This window comes from Alphaproteobacteria bacterium, from assembly GCA_040905865.1.
GTDB lineage: Bacteria > Pseudomonadota > Alphaproteobacteria > UBA8366.
The window spans coordinates 79,148-98,492 of sequence record JBBDQU010000036.1 but is presented as its reverse complement, the minus strand read 5'-3'; the positions used below and the strand labels follow the sequence as shown (position 1 = coordinate 98,492).

Sequence of the window (19,345 nt, the reverse complement as noted above, 5' to 3'; positions counted from 1 at the left end):
GGGCAGTGGGACAGTTGTTTAAAAAGGTTGTGATTACCGGTGGTGCCGGATACGTCGGCAGTGTTTTGGTGCCCAAACTCCTGAATGACGGATATGAGATTACCGTTTATGACGTTCCGTATTTTCGGAAAGACCACCTGCCGCTGGAGCACCCGAATTTGACGGTGATTGACGGCGATATCCGCGATATTGCAAAACTGAAGGAAGCGCTGACAGGAAAAGAAGCAATACTTCACCTGGCATGTATCTCCAATGACGCAAGCTTCGAACTCGACGAAAACCTGAGTACGACCATCAACCTGAATGCGTTCGAGCCGATCGTTCTGGCGGCGAAGGAGGCGGGTCTTAAACGGTTTGTGTATTGTTCCTCCAGCTCCGTATACGGCGTGTCCGACGCCCCGGAAGTCACCGAGGACCATCCCCTTGTTCCCTTGACTTTATACAATAAATTCAAGGGAATGTGCGAACCCTTGCTGTTCAGGCATCAGTCGGACGACTTTACCTGCGTAACCATTCGCCCGGCGACGGTGTGCGGATACGGACCGCGTTGCCGGCTGGACCTATCGGTCAATATCCTGACCAACCATGCGGTCAACAAAGGAAAAATAACAGTCTTCGGCGGCACACAGAAGCGGCCCAATCTGCACATTCAGGATATGTGTGCGGTTTACAAACTGATGCTGGAGGCGCCGGCGGAGAAAATCCAGGGTGAGGTCTTCAATGCCGGCTATCAGAACTACACAATCATGGAAATTGCGCAGTTTGTAAAAAAAGTCGTTGAAGAGGAATTCCCGGAGAAGGGCGACATTCCGATCATTGTAACGGAAAGCGACGACAACCGGTCCTATCACATAAATTCGGACAAGATATTCCGGGTGCTGGGTTTCAAGCCGCAGCACAGCATCGAAGATGCAGTCCGCAGTTTGTGTACTGCTTTCAAGGAAGGCAAGCTGCCGGCGAGCTTTGAAAACGACTGGTATTACAACGTCAGGACAATGCAGGCGATTGGCGCGAGATGACGTCTCAGCCAATCGCGGTCGTGACCGGCGGCGCCGGTTTTATCGGCAGCCATATGGTGGATCTGCTGGTGGAACGCGGGTTCGCGGTTCGCGTTATCGACAGCCTGATAGGCGGGCGTGAGGAAAACCTTGCCGCCCACGCGTCGACTGGCAGCGTCGCGCTGGACAAACGCGATATCCGGCAGCTTTCGGAAAATGACTCTTTCTTCCGCGATGCGAAGTATGTGTTTCACTTTGCGGGGATCGGCGACATCGTCCCCTCGATGGACCATCCAACGGCTTACATGTCCGCCAACGTGTTGGGGACGGTGCATGTGCTCGAAGCTGCCAGGTCGGCGGGTGTCGAAAAACTCGTATATGCCGCGTCGTCCTCCTGTTATGGCCTGGCGAAAACGCCGACGGATGAAACGCATCCGATCGATCCGCAGTACCCGTACGCTCTAAGCAAGAATCTGGGCGAACAAAGCGCATTTCACTGGCTTGAGGCATACGGCCTGCCGGTCAATTCTATCCGTATTTTCAATGCCTACGGTACCCGGTCGCGGACGTCCGGCGCCTACGGGGCGGTATTCGGCGTCTTCCTGAAACAGAAACTCGCGGGGAAACCGTTCACCGTTGTCGGCGACGGCACCCAGAGCCGGGATTTCGTTTATGCCAGCGATGTCGCGGAAGCCTTTTTCCTGGCAGCATGTTCGCCGCACAAGGGCCGAATTTACAATCTGGGCGCGGGAAATCCGCAGTCGGTCAACAGGCTGGTCGAATTGCTGGGCGGTGACGTCGTGTATATTCCCAAACGCCCCGGCGAGCCGGACTGTACCTGGGCCGATATTACGCGCATTTCTACGGAGCTTGGCTGGAAGCAGAAGGTGTCGTTCGAAAACGGCGTTCAACGGATCCTGGAGAATATAGATTACTGGAAAAACGCGCCGCTTTGGGATAGCGAATCCATTGCAGCCGCTACCAGGACCTGGTTCGAAATGCTCTCTGCACGTGAGGCGCGCACGAATGGTTGATGAAAAATACAAGGCCAAAATCAAGACCGTGGCGACTCTCCGTGACATAATCGGGCCGCGCCCGCGCGAAAAGAAGGTCGTCATGTGCCATGGGACGTTCGACGTCGTTCATCCGGGCCATATCCGCCATCTGATGTATGCCAAGGGGACCGCGGATATTCTGGTCGCGAGCCTGACTTGCGATGCGCATATCGCAAAGGCCAATTTTCGGCCTTTCGTGCCGGAAGCCCTCCGGGCGCTGAATCTTGCCGCCCTCGATATGGTCGACTATGTCGTCATCGATACGATGCCGACGCCGCTGATTAATTTGTCGGAAATCCAGCCCGATTTCTTCGCCAAAGGCTATGAGTACGTGGAAAACGGAATGCCGGCATCGACGCGGGACGAAAAACGCGTACTGGATTCCTATGGCGGTGAGTTTATTTTCACGCCGGGCGATATTGTTTATTCGTCCTCGAAGATAATCGAAACGATGCCTCCGGACATCGCGTCCGACAAGCTATACACATTGCTGGAAGCAGAAGGCCTGTCGTTTCAGGATCTTCGGGACTCGCTTGAGGGATTTGACAAATTAACGGTCCATGTCGTCGGCGATACGATCGTGGACAGTTATACCTATACGACAATGATCGGCGGACAGGCAAAAACGCCCACCATGTCGGTGCGGTTCGAAGAGCAGGTCGATTTTGTCGGTGGTGCGGGTGTTGTCGCGAAGCATATACGGGCGGCGGGCGCCAATGTGATTTTTACAACGGTCCTCGGCAATGATCGTTGGCAGAAGCTGGTTGAGGACGATTTGGGCAAGGCCGGCGTGGAACTCCGCGCTGTCGTTTCCAACGGCAGACCCACGACCAACAAGAACGCGATTGTATGCGGCGGTTATCGTCTTCTGAAGATCGATACGCTCGACAACCGGCCGATCAGCGAGCGCGTGCTTGAAGAAATGAGCGGAAGCCTGCGATCGAGCCGTGCCGACGCCGTGGTCTTCAGCGATTTCAGGCATGGCGTCTTCAACGCGACCACCATTCCGACCTTTATCGAGAGTATTCCCAAGGGCGCGTTTCGGGTGGCGGATAGCCAGGTTGCCAGCCGGTGGGGGAATATCTGCGATTTCAAGGAGTTCGACCTCATTACACCCAATGAGCGCGAGGCGCGCTTTTCGCTTGGCGATCAGGACTCCGTTATCCGGCCCCTGGCGCTGAAACTGTACCAGGCAGCAAAGTGCCGGAACCTGATCCTGACGCTTGGCGAACGCGGCCTGATCGCATACCGGTCCCGCAACCAGCTGGAACTGGACGTGCGTTCCTTCTTTGCCGTCGACAGTTTCGCGGGTCAGGTCGTGGATGCCGTAGGTTCCGGCGATGCGCTATTGGCATACGCGACATTGGCTCACCTCTCGCATGGCAATGAAGTGGTCGCAACGGTTGTTGGCGCAATAGCCGGCGCCGTCGAGTGCGAACGGGATGGTAACGTTCCGGTTACCGCCGAGGATATCCGCAACAAGATCGATCTCATCGAACGCAAGGCAACCTTTGGCGGCAACTGCTGACGCTTTGCCGAAACGGAAACCATGAAAGTTATCGTCATCGGCCTTGGTGTACAGGGACATAAACGCAAACATTTTGCGGCTGAGGATTTTGTCGCTTCCGTTGATCCCGTAAACAGGGATGCGGAATATTTGGACGTGACGGAAGTGCCGCTGTCAGCGTATGACGCCGCACTTGTCTGCGTGCCGGATGACGAAAAGCTGGAATTGCTGAGCTACCTTGTAAGACACGGCAAACACATTCTCGTCGAAAAGCCGCTATGGATACAGGATGCGGCACGTTTCGAGGCGCTCGAATCGGCCGCCATATCGAATGGAGTGGTTTGCTATACCGCCTATAACCACAGATTCGAGCCGCATTTTCAAAGCATGCGGAACCTTATCGTTTCAGGGGAACTGGGCGAAATCTACCGTTGCCGGATGTTCTACGGGAACGGAACGGCGCAACTGGTCCGGGATTCCGAATGGCGCGATAAGGGCGCGGGCGTTTTGCCGGATCTAGGGTCGCACCTGCTCGATACCGCGTCGTTCTGGTTCGGCGACCTGGGCGATGATTTCCGGGTCGTCTCGGCGAGCCGCCACGAGAATGCGGCGCCGGACCATGTGGTTATCGCATCCGATACCACAAAGCCGAAGCTTGAGTTGGAAATGACGTTGCTCATGTGGCGCAACCATTTCACTTGCGATGTCCTTGCGGAGAACGGTTCGGCGCATATCGAATCGCTATGCAAATGGGGCCCCAGCACCTTCACGCATCGCAAGCGCGTGCGGCCATCGGGACGGCCGCCGGAAGAATCGGTGACTCTGGTTTGCGACGATCCGACTTGGGCGCTCGAATACGATCATTTCAGGGAGTTGTGCACCCGTGCCGCGCGGACTGACTTCGCCAGGGACAGGTGGCTGAACCGGATGCTTGGACGCCTTGGCGCAAGCGCGATGGAAATGGCAGGGAAATGACGTTACCCACTGTCGGCTTTGTCGGCATGACGCATCTGGGACTGAATTCGGCTGTTGCGGCGGCGGAAAAGGGCGTGTCTGTCATATGTGTCGACGTCGATTGTTCCCTGATCGACCAGCTGCGGACCGGCTATTTGCCCATCGCGGAGCCGCAATTCGCGGAACTCCTGGCAAAGAATAATGACTCCATCGTTTTCTCCAGCGACCTCACAACGCTGCAGCGCTGCGATCTGGTGTACGTCGCCCCCGATGTCGCGACGGATGAGGAAGGTCGCAGCGATTTGTCCGTCATCGATGCATTGCTCAATGCGGCGGCCACCAGTATCCGGCCCGACGCGGTTCTGGTTGTCCTGAGTCAGGTTCCGCCCGGGTTTACGCGGGCGCGATGCGCGGTCCACGGCATTTTATTTTACCAGGTGGAAACGCTGATATTCGGTCGCGCGATGGAGCGGGCGCTTTACCCGGAGCGCTACATTATCGGGGCGGCCGACCCCGTTGCCGAATTGCCGTCAGCCTATCAGGCGTTTCTGGAGCTTTTTTCCTGTCCGGTATTGAAGATGTGTTACGAAAGCGCGGAACTGGCAAAGATATCCATAAATTGCTGTCTGGTTGCGTCCATCAGCGTTGCGAATACGCTGGCCGAACTTTGCGAGGAAACGGGTGCGGACTGGTCGGAGATCGTCCCGGCGCTGAAGCTGGACAAACGCATCGGACAATACGCGTATCTGGCGCCGGGGCTGGGCATCGCCGGCGGCAACCTGGAACGCGACCTGGCGACGGTCATGGCACTGGCGGCCGAACATGGTACGGATGCCGGGGTTGTCTCTTCCTGGGTCGCAAACAGCGCCCACCGCAAATCCTGGCCATACCGGACTCTGCGTCGTGTCATCCTCGATCGCCATCGCGATGCGCATGTCGCGGTGCTTGGCCTCGCATATAAGGCGGATACCCACAGTACGAAGAATTCACCCGCGCTCGCCCTGCTGGAAAATATCCGGGATTGCCGCGTCACCGTGTACGATCCTGTGGTGCCGGCCACTGTCGCACCGGGAGTCGAAGGCAGGAAAGATGCGATAGAGGCGGCCAGAGATGCGGATGTACTGGTGATCATGACGCCCTGGGCCGCATTTCGGGAAATCTCGCCACAGGACCTGGCGGCGGTGATGCGCGGCCGGATCGTTCTCGATCCCTACAAGGTGCTGGATCGTGCGGCTGCCACATCGGCGGGACTGGAATATTACACGCTCGGCGTCGCCAGCGGGGCCGGAAACAGAATGGAAGACTGATGCTTGAACATCGAAACGCCATACCGTTAAAGCCCGTTCGCGTCGTCATTATCGGGGCAGGCGGTTTCGTCGGCGGCGCTTCCGCCGCCATGCTGGAAGCGCAGAATATCCCGACGCTTCGGATCGGGCGCGATTCGGTCGATCTGCTGACGTCTGACGCCATCGGGAAACTGATCGCGTTATTGAAGCCGGATGATGCCCTTGTCGTGGTTTCGGCGATAGCCCCATGCAAGACGGTTTCGATGCTCTCCGACAATATCCGCATGATGGAGAGCGTCTGTCTTGCGCTGGAAAAAGCGCCGGTCGCGCATGTGGCTTATATCAGTTCCGACGCCGTATACGCCGATGATACGAATCCCCTGACCGAAGAGTCGCGCATTCAGCCGGATTCCCTGCACGGCATGATGCATGCGGCGCGGGAACTGATGCTTCGCAGTGTTGTCGGCGATACGCCGTTTGCGGCGCTTCGCCCAAGCCTGCTATATGGCGTGGATGACCCCCATAACGGATATGGCCCGAATCAGTTCCGGCGGCGCGGACAGGCCGGTGAAGACATCGTTCTGTTTGGCGAAGGCGAAGAGCGGCGTGACCACGTCCTGATTGACGATGTGGCGGCGATTATCCTGAATGTATTGCTTCGGCGCAGCGCCGGGGCGCTGAATGTCGCCACGGGATCGGTCGCCTCGTTTCGTGACATTGCGGAACTGGTCGCGGGACATTTCGAAAAGCCGCCGCGAATTGTCGGCAGACCGCGTAGCGGGCCCATGCCGCATGATGGCTATAGGCCGTTCGACATCAGGGCCTGCAAGGCGGCTTTCCCGGATTTTCGCTATACGCCGCTGGCGGAAGGCATCGCCGTGACGCATGACAGATCAAAAGGACAGGAAATTGCCGGAACTTGACCTGCTTCGCAGTTTGCCGAAAAGCAAACGGAATATCAGTCAGCGCGAAACCGCCAAGACGCAGGACCTCATCGACCTCTCCCGACAGTACGGCAAGGATTACTTCGATGGATCCCGCGACGTTGGATATGGCGGATACCGGTATGACGGCCGCTGGGTACCGGTAGCAAAAGATATCGTCGCCCATTACGGCCTGCAGCCGGGCGACCGGGTACTCGACATCGGTTGCGCCAAGGGATTTCTGGTCAAGGACCTGCTGGCGGAGGGAATCGATTCTTACGGTGTGGACGTATCGGAATATGCCCTGATGCATTGCGAACCGGAAGCGGTTGGCCGCCTTCACCTCGGCAGCGCCGAACATTTGCCGTTTCCGGATAACAGCTTTGATGTCGTGCTCGCCATTAACACCCTGCACAACCTGAAAAAGCCGCAACTCATCGTAGCCCTGAAGGAGATGACCCGCCTGTCGACGAAGGGCGCGTTTCTGCAGGTGGACAGTTACCGGACGGTGGAAGAAAAAGAGATTTTCGAGTCCTGGGTATTGACTGCGTATACTCACGACTATCCCGAAGGATGGAAACGGATTTTCGACGAGGCCGGATATACCGGCGATTACTATTGGACCTTTATCTAGGAGCGATCGGCCGACGATGGATGAAACGACATCACGGAACAGTTTTGACCCGGACGCCGCGAAGCGCCGTTGCCTGGCCTTTCGCCGGCGCATCCTGGAAGTGTCGCAGCAGGTCACCGCGCTGCATATCGGTTCCGCATACTCCTGCACGGAAATTGTCGATTGCGTCTATTACGGTCTCATGAACCGCGGAGCCGACGGTACGACCAATGACCGGTTCCTGATGTCCAAGGGACATGGCTGCATGATCCAGTATGCCATACTTGAAGATCTGGGGATTTTGAGTCGAAAGGACATGGACGAATATTGCACGGCCGAAGGCATTCTCGGCTGTCACCCCGACTACGGAAACCCGGGAATCGAGGCGTCGACCGGATCGCTGGGGCATGGATTGTCGATGGCGGTGGGCATGGCCTATGCGACGAAGGTGGCCAGGGAAAACGGCCTCGTCTATTGCGTGCTGAGCGACGGCGAAGTCCAGGAGGGATCGACCTGGGAGGCGACCATGATGGCGTCTTCGTTCGGCGTGAATAACCTGGTCGCGTTCATCGACAATAATGATTTCCAGAGCCTGGGCCGGACGAGCGAGACGCATCCGAGTTTTTATCCGGTCAGGGAAAAATTTGAGGCGTTCGGCTGGGAATGCGCGGAAGTCGACGGGCATGAATCACTGGCGATTTTCGATGCCGTTAATTCGCGGCGCGGCGACAAACCGTTTATGGCGGTGTGCAAGACCACAAAGGGGAAGGGCGTCAGCTATATGGAAAATGTTCCGATCTGGCACTACCGTTCGCCCAGCCCGGAGGAATATCAGACCGCCTTGGAAGAGTTGGCCGGGGCGTCGTCATGAGGAACGTATTTTCTGAAACGCTTTATGAATGCGCAACGAAGGACCCCAGCATCTATATCGTCGTTGCCGATATCTCGCCAGCCGGCAGCATGATGAAATTTCGCGATGAGTACCCGGAACGGTTCCTCAATGTCGGTGTCGCCGAACAATCCATGATCGGTATTTGTGCGGGACTGGCGTTGAAGGGAAATCAGGCCTTCGCCTATACCATCGCGACGTTCACGCTCTACCGGCCGTTCGAAATGGTCCGCGACGATCTCTGTTACCAGAACCTGCCCGTGACCGTCGTCGGAATGGGCACGAGCGTGGTGTATTCGACCCTTGGCGGAACGCACCACACCCAGGAGGACGTCGCGATCGCCAGCGCGATTCCCAACATGCAGATCCTTGCTCCCTGCGATCCCCTTGAGGCGCGCCTCGCGACGATACACTGCGCGACGCAAAAAAAAGGCCCGGTATATCTGAAACTCGGCAAGGCTGGCGAACCCGTGCTCACCGGGAATGCCGAAGAGCCCTTTGAATTCGGAAAACTTCGTTACATCCAGAAGGGAAGCGATACCTGCGTGATTTCTTACGGGCCGATTACCAGCATGGCCTTTGAAATTGCCAATCAGTTGCGCGCCGAAGGCGAAACTGTATCGGTAATATCAGCTCATACGATAAAACCGCTGGATCGGGAAGGGGTTGTCCGGACACTGCGCAATCATAAAAGGGTGGTTGTTCTTGAAGAAAATGCGCCGCATGGCGGTCTGGGTTCCCGAATCAAGGAAATTGCCTGGGATATCAAAGCGCCGTGCGACCTGAAGTGTTTCGCCCTGAAGGACGAATTCATTCATTACTATGGATCTTATGAGGGATTGCTGGAAGCGCATGGATTAAGTACCCGACACATACTCAGCGCGTTGAAGCAAACGTAATGCGGCGCTGGCATTTACAGCGTTTGCGGCGCTATGGAATACTTGCGAACAAGAAAGGTTTCATAGCTCAATACATCTTAGTATTGAGATTTTGAAAGGCTGCCGTAAGGATCGGTCATGACACATAGAACAGAGCAAAAAGAATTATCGGTCATTATCCCTTGTTATAATGAAGAGAAAAATCTTTCTCCCTTATATGATCGATTATTACCAGTATTGCAGAAATGTGTCGAAAGTTATGAAATAATATTCATCGATGATGGAAGTACAGACAATACTGCTTCCAAGATTAATGAACTAAGTGTAGAGAATTCAAATATAAAGGGGCTGATTCTTTCGCGGAATTTTGGCAAAGAACTCGCGCTTTCGGCCGGGTTGCAATACGCTACTGGCCGGGCGTCAATATTAATTGATGCTGATCTCCAACATCCTCCAGAAATAATACCTGAAATGGTATCGAAATGGGTATCGGGAGCCAAAATGGTAACGGCGGTCAGGCGGGACCGAACGAAAGACAATTTTATTCGACGGCGGGGAAGTGCTTTTTTTTATTGGATATTCAATCTTATTGGCGAGGTAAAGCTAAATAAGTCGGCCGGAGATTTTCGACTGCTTGATCAGAGAATAGTACAAATACTGAACAATATGCCGGAACGCGCCCGGTTTTCAAAGGGACTCTTTTCGTGGATTGGTTTTAATCCGGAAACCGTGGTGTTTGATGTAGAAACCAGGCATGCCGGGAGTGCGAAATTTAATTTATTAAAACTAATGATTTATTCAATTAGTAGTGTTGTTTCCTTCAGTATTGCGCCGATCAGAATATGGTTTCTTATTGGATTATCTGTTTTATTAATTTGCGCAATTTATGCTGTGATCGTTATCGTTGAAGTGCTTTTTTATGGAATCAAGCAACCTGGTTATATCACGACTATTTTTCTCATAATATTATTCGGCGGCATTCAAATGCTTTCACTGGGTATTTTTGGCGAGTATATTGGTCGAATTTTGCTGGAAGTAAAAGGGCGGCCGCAATTCATAGTTGCGGAGGAATTAGGCTTTTCCGATGGCGAAAAATAAATATTTCGAAGATTTCCGATTTATGCACCACGTTAATGTTCTATCACGTGAGGTAGAGCAGATTCACTCACTACTCAATTGTTCTTGATATTTATTAATTACGCTCTGCAGTTGGCCAGATGTTGCCCTGAGTTGCGCGTCGATTTTATTTTGAGGGATAGGTTCATTTGCTGTAGAGCCATAGTTTTCGGGTAAGATATTTCTTACATCGAAACCTTCTTCGACGCTTTCTATATCAAAATCTTCATCCTTAAGGTCTGAGTACTTAATGATCGCATTGGTCCACGCAAATAACCAGAACTGAAAATAATTCAATCGCCCCTTGATATGAGGTCGCCGTAAAATAAGACTAAATCCCTTGCAGGCATAATAGAAACAGTTGGGCCGTTGTAGCAGTTTTAATAGCCGGGCCAACATTTGCAGGGACGCGGTAGGGTCTTTTGCTAACGCCCTGAGGTAATCTTTGATATTTCCAAAACCGGCGTTCCCCTCCAAAGGAATGAAGTTTCCACTTTCCAGAAGTTCAAAATAGTTTTTTAATCTTCGGTACTGATAATCTCCCTTGGTAAACTCAGTGACAAACGTCTTAAATCCATTAACCAAATGCTCTTTTGGCATTAGATATTTTATATTGGACTGGTACTTATATCCCCCGAGCCCGAAATGGATATCGCGTAATCGTCCGGATAACTTCATACGTCTGTACAACGGCGTTCCTGGCAAGGCGACAAGCAGGGAAGGGTCGCCCGAAAGCAATCTCGAATCATCCAAACCTTTTAACGTCGCTTCAAAGCTTTGGGGACTGTCAGAGTCAAATCCTTGAATTAAGCCCGCGACGACAATAAAGCCGTATGACTGTATCTGGCAGACGGCTTCCGCCAAGCCCGCAGCAATATTTTGAACTTTTGCCGTTTCCAGCAACGAGTTTGTATCAAAGCTTTCGATACCTATGAAGAGCAAATCAAATCCGCATCTCCGCATTTTTTTGAGTATATTTGGCATCTTGTAGACGTTGATCGTCAGCCATGTATAAAGCCCTGGCCTAAATCCGGTGCGGTCTTGCCATTTTATAATTTCATCGAGTAAATGTTCGGCGGCACGGATGTCACCAATAAAATTATCGCAGGCCATAAGAAAATTTCTTACGCCGTTCCGGCATAAAAAATCCATTTCAGCAATGATGAGTTCAGTGCTCTTGATATGTGTTCTGTTGTTGTCCGGGAGAGTTCGAATATCACAGAATTCACAAAGAAAAGGACATCCCCTTGATATTTCAACGACACCACCATAATAGCGTGACAGCGTCGGTTGAACGAAAGCTTCGTCTATCATTCGCGCTTTCATGACGGGAAAGCGGTGCATGGCGCGAAGTATGGGAGGAATATCGCGCCTTTCACGAACGGCACGGACAATTTCCGTAATTAATTCTTCGCCGTCACCTATGCATATAGTGTCGAAGGCCGCGAGTTGGTCCAGTTTCCCGGCGAGATCGAAAGACATACAGATCGGACCACCGATAATATGCTGCGCATCCGGGAACTTTTTTCTGTAATATTCGCAAAGTTCATTCAGGATACCGCAATCTTGATTAATACCGCTATAAAGGAAAACGTCGGCAGATTTTATGCCTTCTTTTGAATCAAATCGATTGTCATACAATTTTAGCGTATATTCGCCATTTTTGGGAATATATGATGCAAGTGTATACGCCCATAGCGGCCCAAATGTTGCGCCATAGGTTTGAGTTTTCGCGTATACTGGATCTGGCGCATGGACAAATATGCAATGCGTTGGCTTGGTCATATTCACCCAAGTCTTCTCTGCCTGTTAAGTAGCATTAGACAAACAGGAAATAAGCAGCAATAAGCAGTTTTTATTTTTAATATAACTTGAACTCTGGACGGACACAAGGCGTTTTATTTTGTTGCGCCGGATTGAGTAATGCGTTGGTAGAGCATTCCGTTTAGTATTGGGAACTTTATTTATTGCGTTTCCTGCTTGTCGTATTTACGACTTGATCAAGATCGTATAGCATTATGTTTCGTTTCTCTATAGTTCTCTGCTTAGTCATACTACATTATTTTTTTGTTTATTCAAGTTGGCGCTCCAATTGGATGTGGTATTGAAATCCGAATAGTGCGGTTTTTCTTTCGCGGCTACCTGGAATCAAATAATTACATGTATTAATGTCATAATTTCAGGAAATTATTATGCCAACTAGTGTTGATGCGAAAATTTACGCGCATCATGTCGGTGCGCGCGGGTTTGCCGCGCCATTCGGGTGCCCTCCACGCTTCGACGCTGACATTGTCCAGATTCTATATGAAGCAGACGCAGATTGCGCCGAACAGATGCGTAAGTCCGACAATAAGACGAATCGATACGTGCTTCCGTATTGTATTGGCGGCGAAAATCGCCGCGGAACCCTGAACGTCACCGTCAATCCATACGGCAGTTCCGTATATGTGCCGAATAAAGAATATGCGTCTTATTACGGCGAAGTTTATCCTGGCGACGACGTCTATGACGCCATTTTTGGTGAATGGTGCCGTACCGAGAAGGTCGTCGATGTCGATATCGTCAGCCTGGACAGCCTGTTTGATGATGGGCTTGTGCCCGTGGCTGCACCTCCTGATATCCTGTCGCTCGATACCCAGGGCAGTGAAAGCGATATCATTCGCGGCGCGAAAAAAACGATCCGGCGCGGTGTCCTTGCCCTGGCAACGGAAATAGAATTCCACCCGATATACAGCGAACAGCCGCTGATCGACGATATCCTGCGGCAGGCTAGGGAACTGGGTTTCCACTTTGCCGGATTTCTGCATACCAGCGATGAAATTTCGCCATACCGGTCCCCGGTCGGCTTGCGCGGCAGGTCATTCCTGGCGTTCGGCGATGCGCTGTTCCTGCGCAAGGTTGAAACGTTGAAGGATTTGGCCGAGAACGACGAACATCACTATGTGATGTCACTAAAGCTGGCGTTCATAGCAATTGTGTTCGGCTTCACGGAATACGGCATGGGGGTTCTGGCCCATGCCGAGACGATAATGTCAGAAGAAGAAGCGCCGGCGGATATCCAGTCCCGGGTGTATTTTGTGTTCCTGATGCGCCTGAAGAAAGCCGCTCGAAAGATGGATCAGCTGTATCTGAACACCCGCGTGGATCCGGAACCGTCAAAACCGCTCAAACTGGAGCCCGATGCCTATATCGACAGCAAGTTGGTGCAATGGAAACGGCGGACCAAATCGACGATTTCGCAGGAATACCGGATTTTTTATCGTACCGTCTGTAATGTCGCGGACAGGGGCGGTCGCTTTGTCTGGTGGGAGCCATTCCGATATCCCAGACGCTTCGTTCTTCGGGTCGTCGCGAAAACACTTCGGTATATGGACCGGTTTATTGATCCCATTCCACTGTGGTCGCCGTTCCACCGCTCCATGACACTCATTGAGCAGATATTCAACGAATATGAACTGTATTGGGCGCTCGCGATAATTCAGACCAGACGCAAGCGTACCATGAGTGTTCTGCGCAGGAAGCCGCACGCCTATACGGTAACGCCAGGGCAAAGGGATGAACCCTAACCTCAGGGGTGTGTTCGGGCATGGCAGATTCCAGGATAGTCAATAAGGTCAATAACCCGGCGGCAATGGGGACGTCATTCCGCCGTGAATTCGCGAATTGGGACGGATTGCGAACTGTCTGCCTGACATTCGATCAGGATTGGGCGCCTGATTTTATGGTCACCGAAATCCTGGATCTCCTCGATCGTTACGCTGCAAAGGCGACGTTTCTCGCCACCGGGCCGTCCGATGTCCTGTCCGGGCGTGCAGCGGCCGCCGGGCATGAAATCGCGCTCCATCCCAACCTCGCCGCGGGATCGACCCAGGGTCGCAATATTGAAGAAATTGCAACGGGGCTAAGGCGCGCGTTCCCGCAGGCTGTCGGAACGCGGTTTCATCTTTTGGGGCATTCCTACCGCGACCTGATGGTGCTGTCGCGCCACGGTTTCCTGTATGACGTATCCTCGTTACGGTTCAATTGTCCCTACCTGTTGCCGGCATGGCATGCGGATATCCGTATGACGCTGCTGAGCTATTGCTGGGAGGACGGTTTCTCGGTCGACGGCGATTTTCCCTCATCGGTGGACAGTATCGACCTGGATTCGCCGGGGATGAAAATCCTTAATTTCCATCCGTTGAACGTGTATCTGAACTGCGAACGAACCGATCAGAAAACCGCGTTTCAGGCCGCTATTCCCAACTTATCCTGTTGTACAATGGAAGAATCCGCCGCGTTTCGAAATGCGGGGAAGGGTAGTGGGCAGGTGTTGCATGACCTGTTGCAGCTTCTGGACCAGCGGAACGTTGAATGCGTTACACTTCGCGACCTCGTTGCGGCTTCGTTGCGTGAAGTCGGGGAATAAATTCATTTGCATTGTCCCGGGCGCGGCAATCGCATCATCGGTTAAATACAGGGGTAGAAGTAGTAATGAAGGAAAGTTCTCCGGTTCGCCTGATTACAATTGTCTGGGGCGATGAATATTGCGACCGCATTGTGAATATTACGCTTCCGTCGATTCTGGCTCCTGGAAACCTGCCGACACTGGTCGAAAAATTCAGTTGCGAACTGGTCATCGTCACCGAAAAGCGCTTGTACGAACGTATCGACAATAGCGCCGCCGGTTTGGCGGTAAAAAAATACTGCAATATTCGATATGTGGCGATTGATGACCTGATTGAGGGAAACGCAGGTTACGGCATGTCGCTTACCTATGCGCTTCACCGCGGCTTCGACGACCTTGGTGACGCGATGAAGGATTATTTCCTGATATTTTTCAATGCGGACTTCATTCTGGCCGATGACAGTTACCGGGTTTTGGCGGAACATATGGCAGCCGGCGAAGAGCTGATTTTCGCGCCAAGCTATTGCGTTAATGCCGGCCAGGTGCTTCCGATGCTGTCAGCGAAGAAAGATCAGGAAAGTAGTGTCATTGCGTTTGAAAAGCGCGACATGGCGCGCATTGCCCTAGCCTATCGCCACAATACCGTCCGGGCAAAGACCATCAACCAGCAGATGTTCCATATGCATGTTACGGACCAGTTCTACTGGAATATCGATCAACACACGCGGTTGGGGCGGCAACTGCCAATCGCCATCGTGTGCATGAAACCGCAAAATGTGGTGACCGAGCCGTTGTGCTTTTGGGACTATTCGACAATTTCCCTGCTGTGCCCGACGTCAAATCGCTGTGTTCTTGGCGATTCAGACGACTTCCTGATGATTGAGCTTCGCGATGAAGGAACGTTCCAGGAACTGATGACGATCGGACAGACGACACCGGCGGAGATTGCCGAAGGACTTGGCAATTACATGACAGCTGACCAGTTCGAGATGGGTCATTATGGTCTTGTGCTACACGACCGGGACCTGCCGGAATGCTACGACTCCGAACTGGCAAAGTTTAATGCCTATATGGACGACGTCTACCGGCGCATTCCCAAAGAGCCGGTCAGCTATATCAATCACCGGTTCTGGCTCGGGCAGGTGCGCGACCATGCCGCAGCCGTTGCCGAGGTTCGAAGGGTCCAGGTCGCGACCAGGTATCGGGCCGATCTGATCGCCGGCGTGCAGTCGACGCCGTTGTCCGGCGAGACCGGCGCGACGATTGTGACGGTGCGCGAAGACAGCAAGCGGGCAAAAAATTCATTTGCGAAGACCCTGGCGGGAACACTGTACCTGAAACTTTTCGGGCAGGTGCCACGCGTGACAAAATGGCATCCGTATTGGGCCGAACTGCATACGGTTGTGGATCGGATTGACAAGGCTGTTGCCGGCAAAAAGCCTCATAGTTTTATTCTGACGCAGGTCAACGGTCCGGTCTCGCAGATATTCGACACGATCCCCGGCACATATGTAAAAATGACGCCGCTGGATTTTTTAAAAACCAATATTCCGCTTGATGCCGGAATGTTCGACCTGGTGTTTTGCGACCTCAATTGGGTGGAATGCGTGGAATTACCACGATATTACCATTACCTGCGGATGCGCATCCGGCCCGGCGGAACAATGCTGATATACACATCTGCCGGCGAACTACGGGGCCTGCAGAAAAATGGCGTCGCCGTCATCGTCGAATTTGCGCCGGTCTTCGATACGGCAAGGTTCTATTTTGGCGGATCGCTCAAAAGCGCCGTCATGCTCGACAGGTATAAAGCCGTCGTCGGCGATACCTCCCTAACGCCCGGTTCCCGGGAGTATCTTATACGTCACGCCAAATTCATGCTGAAGAACGCCCACCGGGCGCGATTGGCGAATCTGGATGCCGAGAAGACTCCGGTTCACCGGATCTCCGATATGCGGACGAGTATGACGATTGAGATCCCGGTAAACTAAGCCCCGAATGCAGCCGCCGGTACGGGTGGGGTAGTCTGGACTTCAGGTATTTCGATAATTGCAGACAAAGTGTGTGATTTCTGTAGTTTAGCCCGCTATACCAACCCAGTTGCTTACGGGGGATTTAGCAGACCATGTCCATACTTGTTACCGGCGCGGCCGGATTCATCGGCTTCCATGTCTCCAAAGCCCTCCTCACGCGTGGCGAGTCTGTGATCGGCGTCGACAACATTAATGATTATTACGCCGTGTCGCTCAAGAAAGCCCGCTGTGAACGGCTGACTGCGCGGCGTGGGTTCACCTTCCACAAGGCGGATATTTCCGATCGAGACGCAATGCTTGAAATCCTGTCCCGACACAAGGACATCACCTGCATAATTCACCTCGCCGCGCAGGCCGGCGTGCGCTACTCCCTGCAGAATCCGGCCGCCTATATCCAGACAAACATCGTCGGTCACTTTGTAATGCTCGAATTGTGCCGTAATTTGGACCGGCTGGATCATTTCGTATATGCGAGTTCGTCGTCGGTATATGGCGGAAATACAAAACTGCCCTTTGCGGTCGGCGATCCGACGGATACGCCGTCGTCCCTGTATGCCGCGACGAAAAAGGCCGATGAACTGATGTCGCACTGCTACAGCCATCTGTTCAGGGTACCGGCCACGGGATTGCGGTTTTTTACCGTTTACGGACCATGGGGTCGTCCCGACATGGCGGCGTATATTTTCGCGAAGGCAATATCCGAAGGCCGTCCGATTCCCGTGTTCAATTTTGGCAAAATGCAACGGGATTTTACTTATATAGACGATATCGTAGCTGGAGTGATTGCCGTTGCCGATGGCCCGCCGAAAGGGAGGACCGCCGCACCGCACCGCGTCTACAATATCGGGAATAACCAGTCCGAACCGCTTTTGGGTTTTATTGCCCAATTGGAAAAATCGCTGGGTCGTAAGGCGGAACTGGATTTACAGCCAATGCAGCCTGGTGATGTAAAGGCAACTTTTGCCGATATCAGCGATATAAAGCGCGACTACGGATTTTCCCCAACCACATCGATCGAGACGGGCATTCCGAAATTCATTGCGTGGTTCCGCGAATACCACAAAATATGAAACCGCATCGATTTCATCCTGTGGGGCAAGAAACTCGAGGAGGATCCTCGTGCCGGTTGGCACGGCCGGACTGTCACGAAGCGTGACGGCGGTTACAGTAGTTCGGTTTGGAAAGTAGGTGATCTTTTGATTTTTAAAATACGCCGCGCAACAGGTTTCAGCAGGTGCAGGCGTGAAAAGAATGGTAACATATCGTTACTTGGCTTAAGGCAGGAAATGTCTCAGGTTGCGTCCCGGAAACAGTCAACACGCAAACAGGCTTGGAGAAACCACGGTGTACTGTGAAAATACCGCCGTCGTTATTCTGGCGGCGGGAAAGGGCACGCGCATGCGTTCCGCCCGTTCAAAAGTCTTGCACAAGATTGGCCAGCATCCGCTGCTGGGGCATGTCCTCAGCACCGCGGCGGCGCTAAACCCGGAAAAAATCATTGTCGTCGTGGGTCCTGATATGCCCGCCGTTGCCGCCGTTGCTGCGCCGCATCCGGTTGTCGTGCAGCACATGCAGCGCGGTACAGCCGATGCCGTCAAACCCGCCAGGGAAGCGCTTGCGGATTTTGCCGAAGGCACTGTATTCATTCTCTATGGCGATACACCGTTTATCCGGAAAGAAACATTATTATCCATGCTGAAAGAACGGGCCGCCGGTTCGGATATCGTCGTTCTCGGCTTTCGTCCAGACGATCCGGCCGAATACGGGCGGCTGATTCTGGGGCAGGGACAGTTGCTTGAACGGATTGTCGAATTTCGGGAGGCGGATGATACGGAAAAGGCGGTGGGTCTTTGCAATTCGGGTGTCCTTGCGGTCGATGCCGCCCGATTGTTCCCGCTGATCGATCAGGTGCGTGACAACAACGAAAAAGGTGAATTCTACCTGACCGACATCGTCGCGCTGGCGCGTCGTGAAAATGCGACCTGCACTGTGGTTGAAGCCGAAGCCGATGAATTACAGGGGATAAACAGCCGTTCGGATCTGGCTGTCGCGGAAGGCTACTGGCAACAGTTGCGGCGGGCGGAAGCGATGGAGAACGGCGTGACTCTCCTTGATCCCGCCACGGTATATTTCAGTTACGACACGGTGCTCGAAGCGGACGTAACCATCGGACCCAATGTGGTTTTCGGCCCGGGCGTAACTGTCGGACGCGATTCTGAAATAAAGGCGTTCAGCCATCTTGAGGGAGCAACAGTGGGCGAAGGAGTCACGGTAGGACCCTTCGCGCGACTGCGTCCCGGAGCAGTTCTGGAAAACGGCGCGTTTGTCGGCAATTTCGTCGAGGTCAAAAATGCGGTCATGGGGACTGGCGCCAAGGCGAGCCATCTGTCCTATATCGGTGATACCGATGTGGGTGAAAATGCCAATATCGGCGCCGGGACGATTACCTGCAATTACGACGGATTCTTCAAATACCGCACGACGATCGGCAAGGGCGCCTTCATCGGATCCAATTCCGCGCTGGTGTCCCCGGTAAATATCGGGGACGGCGCGATTATCGCGGCCGGCAGCGTTATCACGGACGATGTTTCGAGCAGCGCCCTTGCGCTGGGGCGGGGAAAGCAGGCGGAAAAGCCTGGCTGGGCTCTGGCGTTTCGAACGGAGCAGCAGGAAAAGAAAGATCGTTTGAAGCACGGCAAGGATTGA

The 19,345-nt window shown here is 53.3% G+C and carries 16 protein-coding genes; 15 read left to right on the top strand and 1 reads right to left on the bottom strand.

Annotated features, from left to right (window positions below; translation table 11 throughout):
- Positions 1-5: 5 nt before the first annotated feature.
- The 10 genes from WD767_07330 (at position 6) to WD767_07285 (ending at position 10,201) form a co-directional block, all read left to right on the top strand.
- Positions 6-1,019 (top strand): SDR family oxidoreductase, encoded by a 1,014-nt coding sequence (locus WD767_07330; protein ID MEX2615891.1) that lies wholly within the window; start codon positions 6-8, stop codon positions 1,017-1,019.
- Positions 1,016-2,032 carry an NAD-dependent epimerase/dehydratase family protein gene (locus WD767_07325; protein MEX2615890.1) on the top strand — a complete coding sequence of 339 codons (1,017 nt, stop codon included), beginning with the start codon at positions 1,016-1,018 and terminating at the stop codon, positions 2,030-2,032. The genes WD767_07330 and WD767_07325 overlap by 4 nt, the downstream gene beginning before the upstream one ends.
- Positions 2,025-3,581, top strand: a complete 1,557-nt coding sequence (locus tag WD767_07320; protein MEX2615889.1) for a PfkB family carbohydrate kinase — start codon at positions 2,025-2,027, stop codon at positions 3,579-3,581. The genes WD767_07325 and WD767_07320 overlap by 8 nt, the downstream gene beginning before the upstream one ends.
- A 21-nt stretch (positions 3,582-3,602) precedes the next feature.
- Positions 3,603-4,535: a Gfo/Idh/MocA family oxidoreductase gene (locus tag WD767_07315; GenBank protein MEX2615888.1), complete on the top strand. Its 933-nt coding sequence runs from the start codon at positions 3,603-3,605 to the stop codon at positions 4,533-4,535.
- Complete coding sequence (locus tag WD767_07310; GenBank protein MEX2615887.1) at positions 4,532-5,821, top strand: nucleotide sugar dehydrogenase; 1,290 nt, start codon at positions 4,532-4,534, stop codon at positions 5,819-5,821. Before WD767_07315 ends, WD767_07310 begins: the two co-directional genes overlap by 4 nt.
- Positions 5,821-6,723, top strand: coding sequence for an NAD(P)-dependent oxidoreductase (locus tag WD767_07305; GenBank protein ID MEX2615886.1), 903 nt, complete (start codon positions 5,821-5,823; stop codon positions 6,721-6,723). The genes WD767_07310 and WD767_07305 overlap by 1 nt, the downstream gene beginning before the upstream one ends.
- The gene (locus tag WD767_07300) at positions 6,710-7,357 is read left to right on the top strand and encodes a class I SAM-dependent methyltransferase (GenBank protein MEX2615885.1); all 648 of its coding nucleotides are present in this window, start codon (positions 6,710-6,712) and stop codon (positions 7,355-7,357) included. Before WD767_07305 ends, WD767_07300 begins: the two co-directional genes overlap by 14 nt.
- Before the next feature lie 16 nt (positions 7,358-7,373).
- Positions 7,374-8,207, top strand: a complete 834-nt coding sequence (locus tag WD767_07295) for a transketolase (GenBank protein MEX2615884.1) — start codon at positions 7,374-7,376, stop codon at positions 8,205-8,207.
- Positions 8,204-9,124: a transketolase C-terminal domain-containing protein gene (locus WD767_07290; protein ID MEX2615883.1), complete on the top strand. Its 921-nt coding sequence runs from the start codon at positions 8,204-8,206 to the stop codon at positions 9,122-9,124. The genes WD767_07295 and WD767_07290 overlap by 4 nt, the downstream gene beginning before the upstream one ends.
- Before the next feature lie 117 nt (positions 9,125-9,241).
- The gene (locus tag WD767_07285) at positions 9,242-10,201 is read left to right on the top strand and encodes a glycosyltransferase family 2 protein (GenBank protein MEX2615882.1); all 960 of its coding nucleotides are present in this window, start codon (positions 9,242-9,244) and stop codon (positions 10,199-10,201) included.
- A 63-nt stretch (positions 10,202-10,264) separates the two neighbouring features.
- Here the strand turns inward: WD767_07285 and WD767_07280 are convergent, their stop codons facing one another.
- Positions 10,265-12,004: a radical SAM protein gene (locus WD767_07280; GenBank protein MEX2615881.1), complete on the bottom strand. Its 1,740-nt coding sequence runs from the start codon at positions 12,002-12,004 to the stop codon at positions 10,265-10,267.
- A gap of 407 nt (positions 12,005-12,411) precedes the next feature.
- Between WD767_07280 and WD767_07275 the strand changes: the two genes are divergently transcribed.
- The 5 genes from WD767_07275 (at position 12,412) to glmU (ending at position 19,345) form a co-directional block, all read left to right on the top strand.
- Entirely contained in the window at positions 12,412-13,785 is a 1,374-nt protein-coding gene (locus WD767_07275; protein ID MEX2615880.1) for an FkbM family methyltransferase, read from the top strand.
- Positions 13,786-13,805: 20 nt separating this feature from the next.
- Complete coding sequence (locus WD767_07270; protein MEX2615879.1) at positions 13,806-14,627, top strand: polysaccharide deacetylase family protein; 822 nt, start codon at positions 13,806-13,808, stop codon at positions 14,625-14,627.
- An 11-nt stretch (positions 14,628-14,638) separates the two neighbouring features.
- On the top strand, positions 14,639-16,597 hold the full coding sequence (locus WD767_07265; GenBank protein ID MEX2615878.1) for a hypothetical protein: 1,959 nt from the start codon (positions 14,639-14,641) through the stop codon (positions 16,595-16,597).
- A gap of 134 nt (positions 16,598-16,731) precedes the next feature.
- The gene (locus WD767_07260; protein ID MEX2615877.1) at positions 16,732-17,709 is read left to right on the top strand and encodes an SDR family NAD(P)-dependent oxidoreductase; all 978 of its coding nucleotides are present in this window, start codon (positions 16,732-16,734) and stop codon (positions 17,707-17,709) included.
- A gap of 274 nt (positions 17,710-17,983) precedes the next feature.
- On the top strand, positions 17,984-19,345 hold the full coding sequence (gene glmU / locus WD767_07255) for a bifunctional UDP-N-acetylglucosamine diphosphorylase/glucosamine-1-phosphate N-acetyltransferase GlmU (protein MEX2615876.1): 1,362 nt from the start codon (positions 17,984-17,986) through the stop codon (positions 19,343-19,345).

Bases quoted from the DNA above. Each gene is read 5' to 3' on its own strand.
- WD767_07325 (MEX2615890.1), top strand. From the start codon at position 1,016: ATGACGTCTCAGCCAATCGCGGTCGTGACCGGCGGCGCCGGTTTTATC.
- WD767_07310 (MEX2615887.1), top strand. From the start codon at position 4,532: ATGACGTTACCCACTGTCGGCTTTGTCGGCATGACGCATCTGGGACTG.
- WD767_07320 (MEX2615889.1), top strand. From the start codon at position 2,025: ATGGTTGATGAAAAATACAAGGCCAAAATCAAGACCGTGGCGACTCTC.
- WD767_07290 (MEX2615883.1), top strand. From the start codon at position 8,204: ATGAGGAACGTATTTTCTGAAACGCTTTATGAATGCGCAACGAAGGAC.
- WD767_07275 (MEX2615880.1), top strand. From the start codon at position 12,412: ATGCCAACTAGTGTTGATGCGAAAATTTACGCGCATCATGTCGGTGCG.
- WD767_07280 (MEX2615881.1), bottom strand. From the start codon at position 12,004: ATGACCAAGCCAACGCATTGCATATTTGTCCATGCGCCAGATCCAGTA.
- WD767_07260 (MEX2615877.1), top strand. From the start codon at position 16,732: ATGTCCATACTTGTTACCGGCGCGGCCGGATTCATCGGCTTCCATGTC.
- WD767_07295 (MEX2615884.1), top strand. From the start codon at position 7,374: ATGGATGAAACGACATCACGGAACAGTTTTGACCCGGACGCCGCGAAG.
- WD767_07285 (MEX2615882.1), top strand. From the start codon at position 9,242: ATGACACATAGAACAGAGCAAAAAGAATTATCGGTCATTATCCCTTGT.
- WD767_07315 (MEX2615888.1), top strand. From the start codon at position 3,603: ATGAAAGTTATCGTCATCGGCCTTGGTGTACAGGGACATAAACGCAAA.
- WD767_07270 (MEX2615879.1), top strand. From the start codon at position 13,806: ATGGCAGATTCCAGGATAGTCAATAAGGTCAATAACCCGGCGGCAATG.
- WD767_07305 (MEX2615886.1), top strand. From the start codon at position 5,821: ATGCTTGAACATCGAAACGCCATACCGTTAAAGCCCGTTCGCGTCGTC.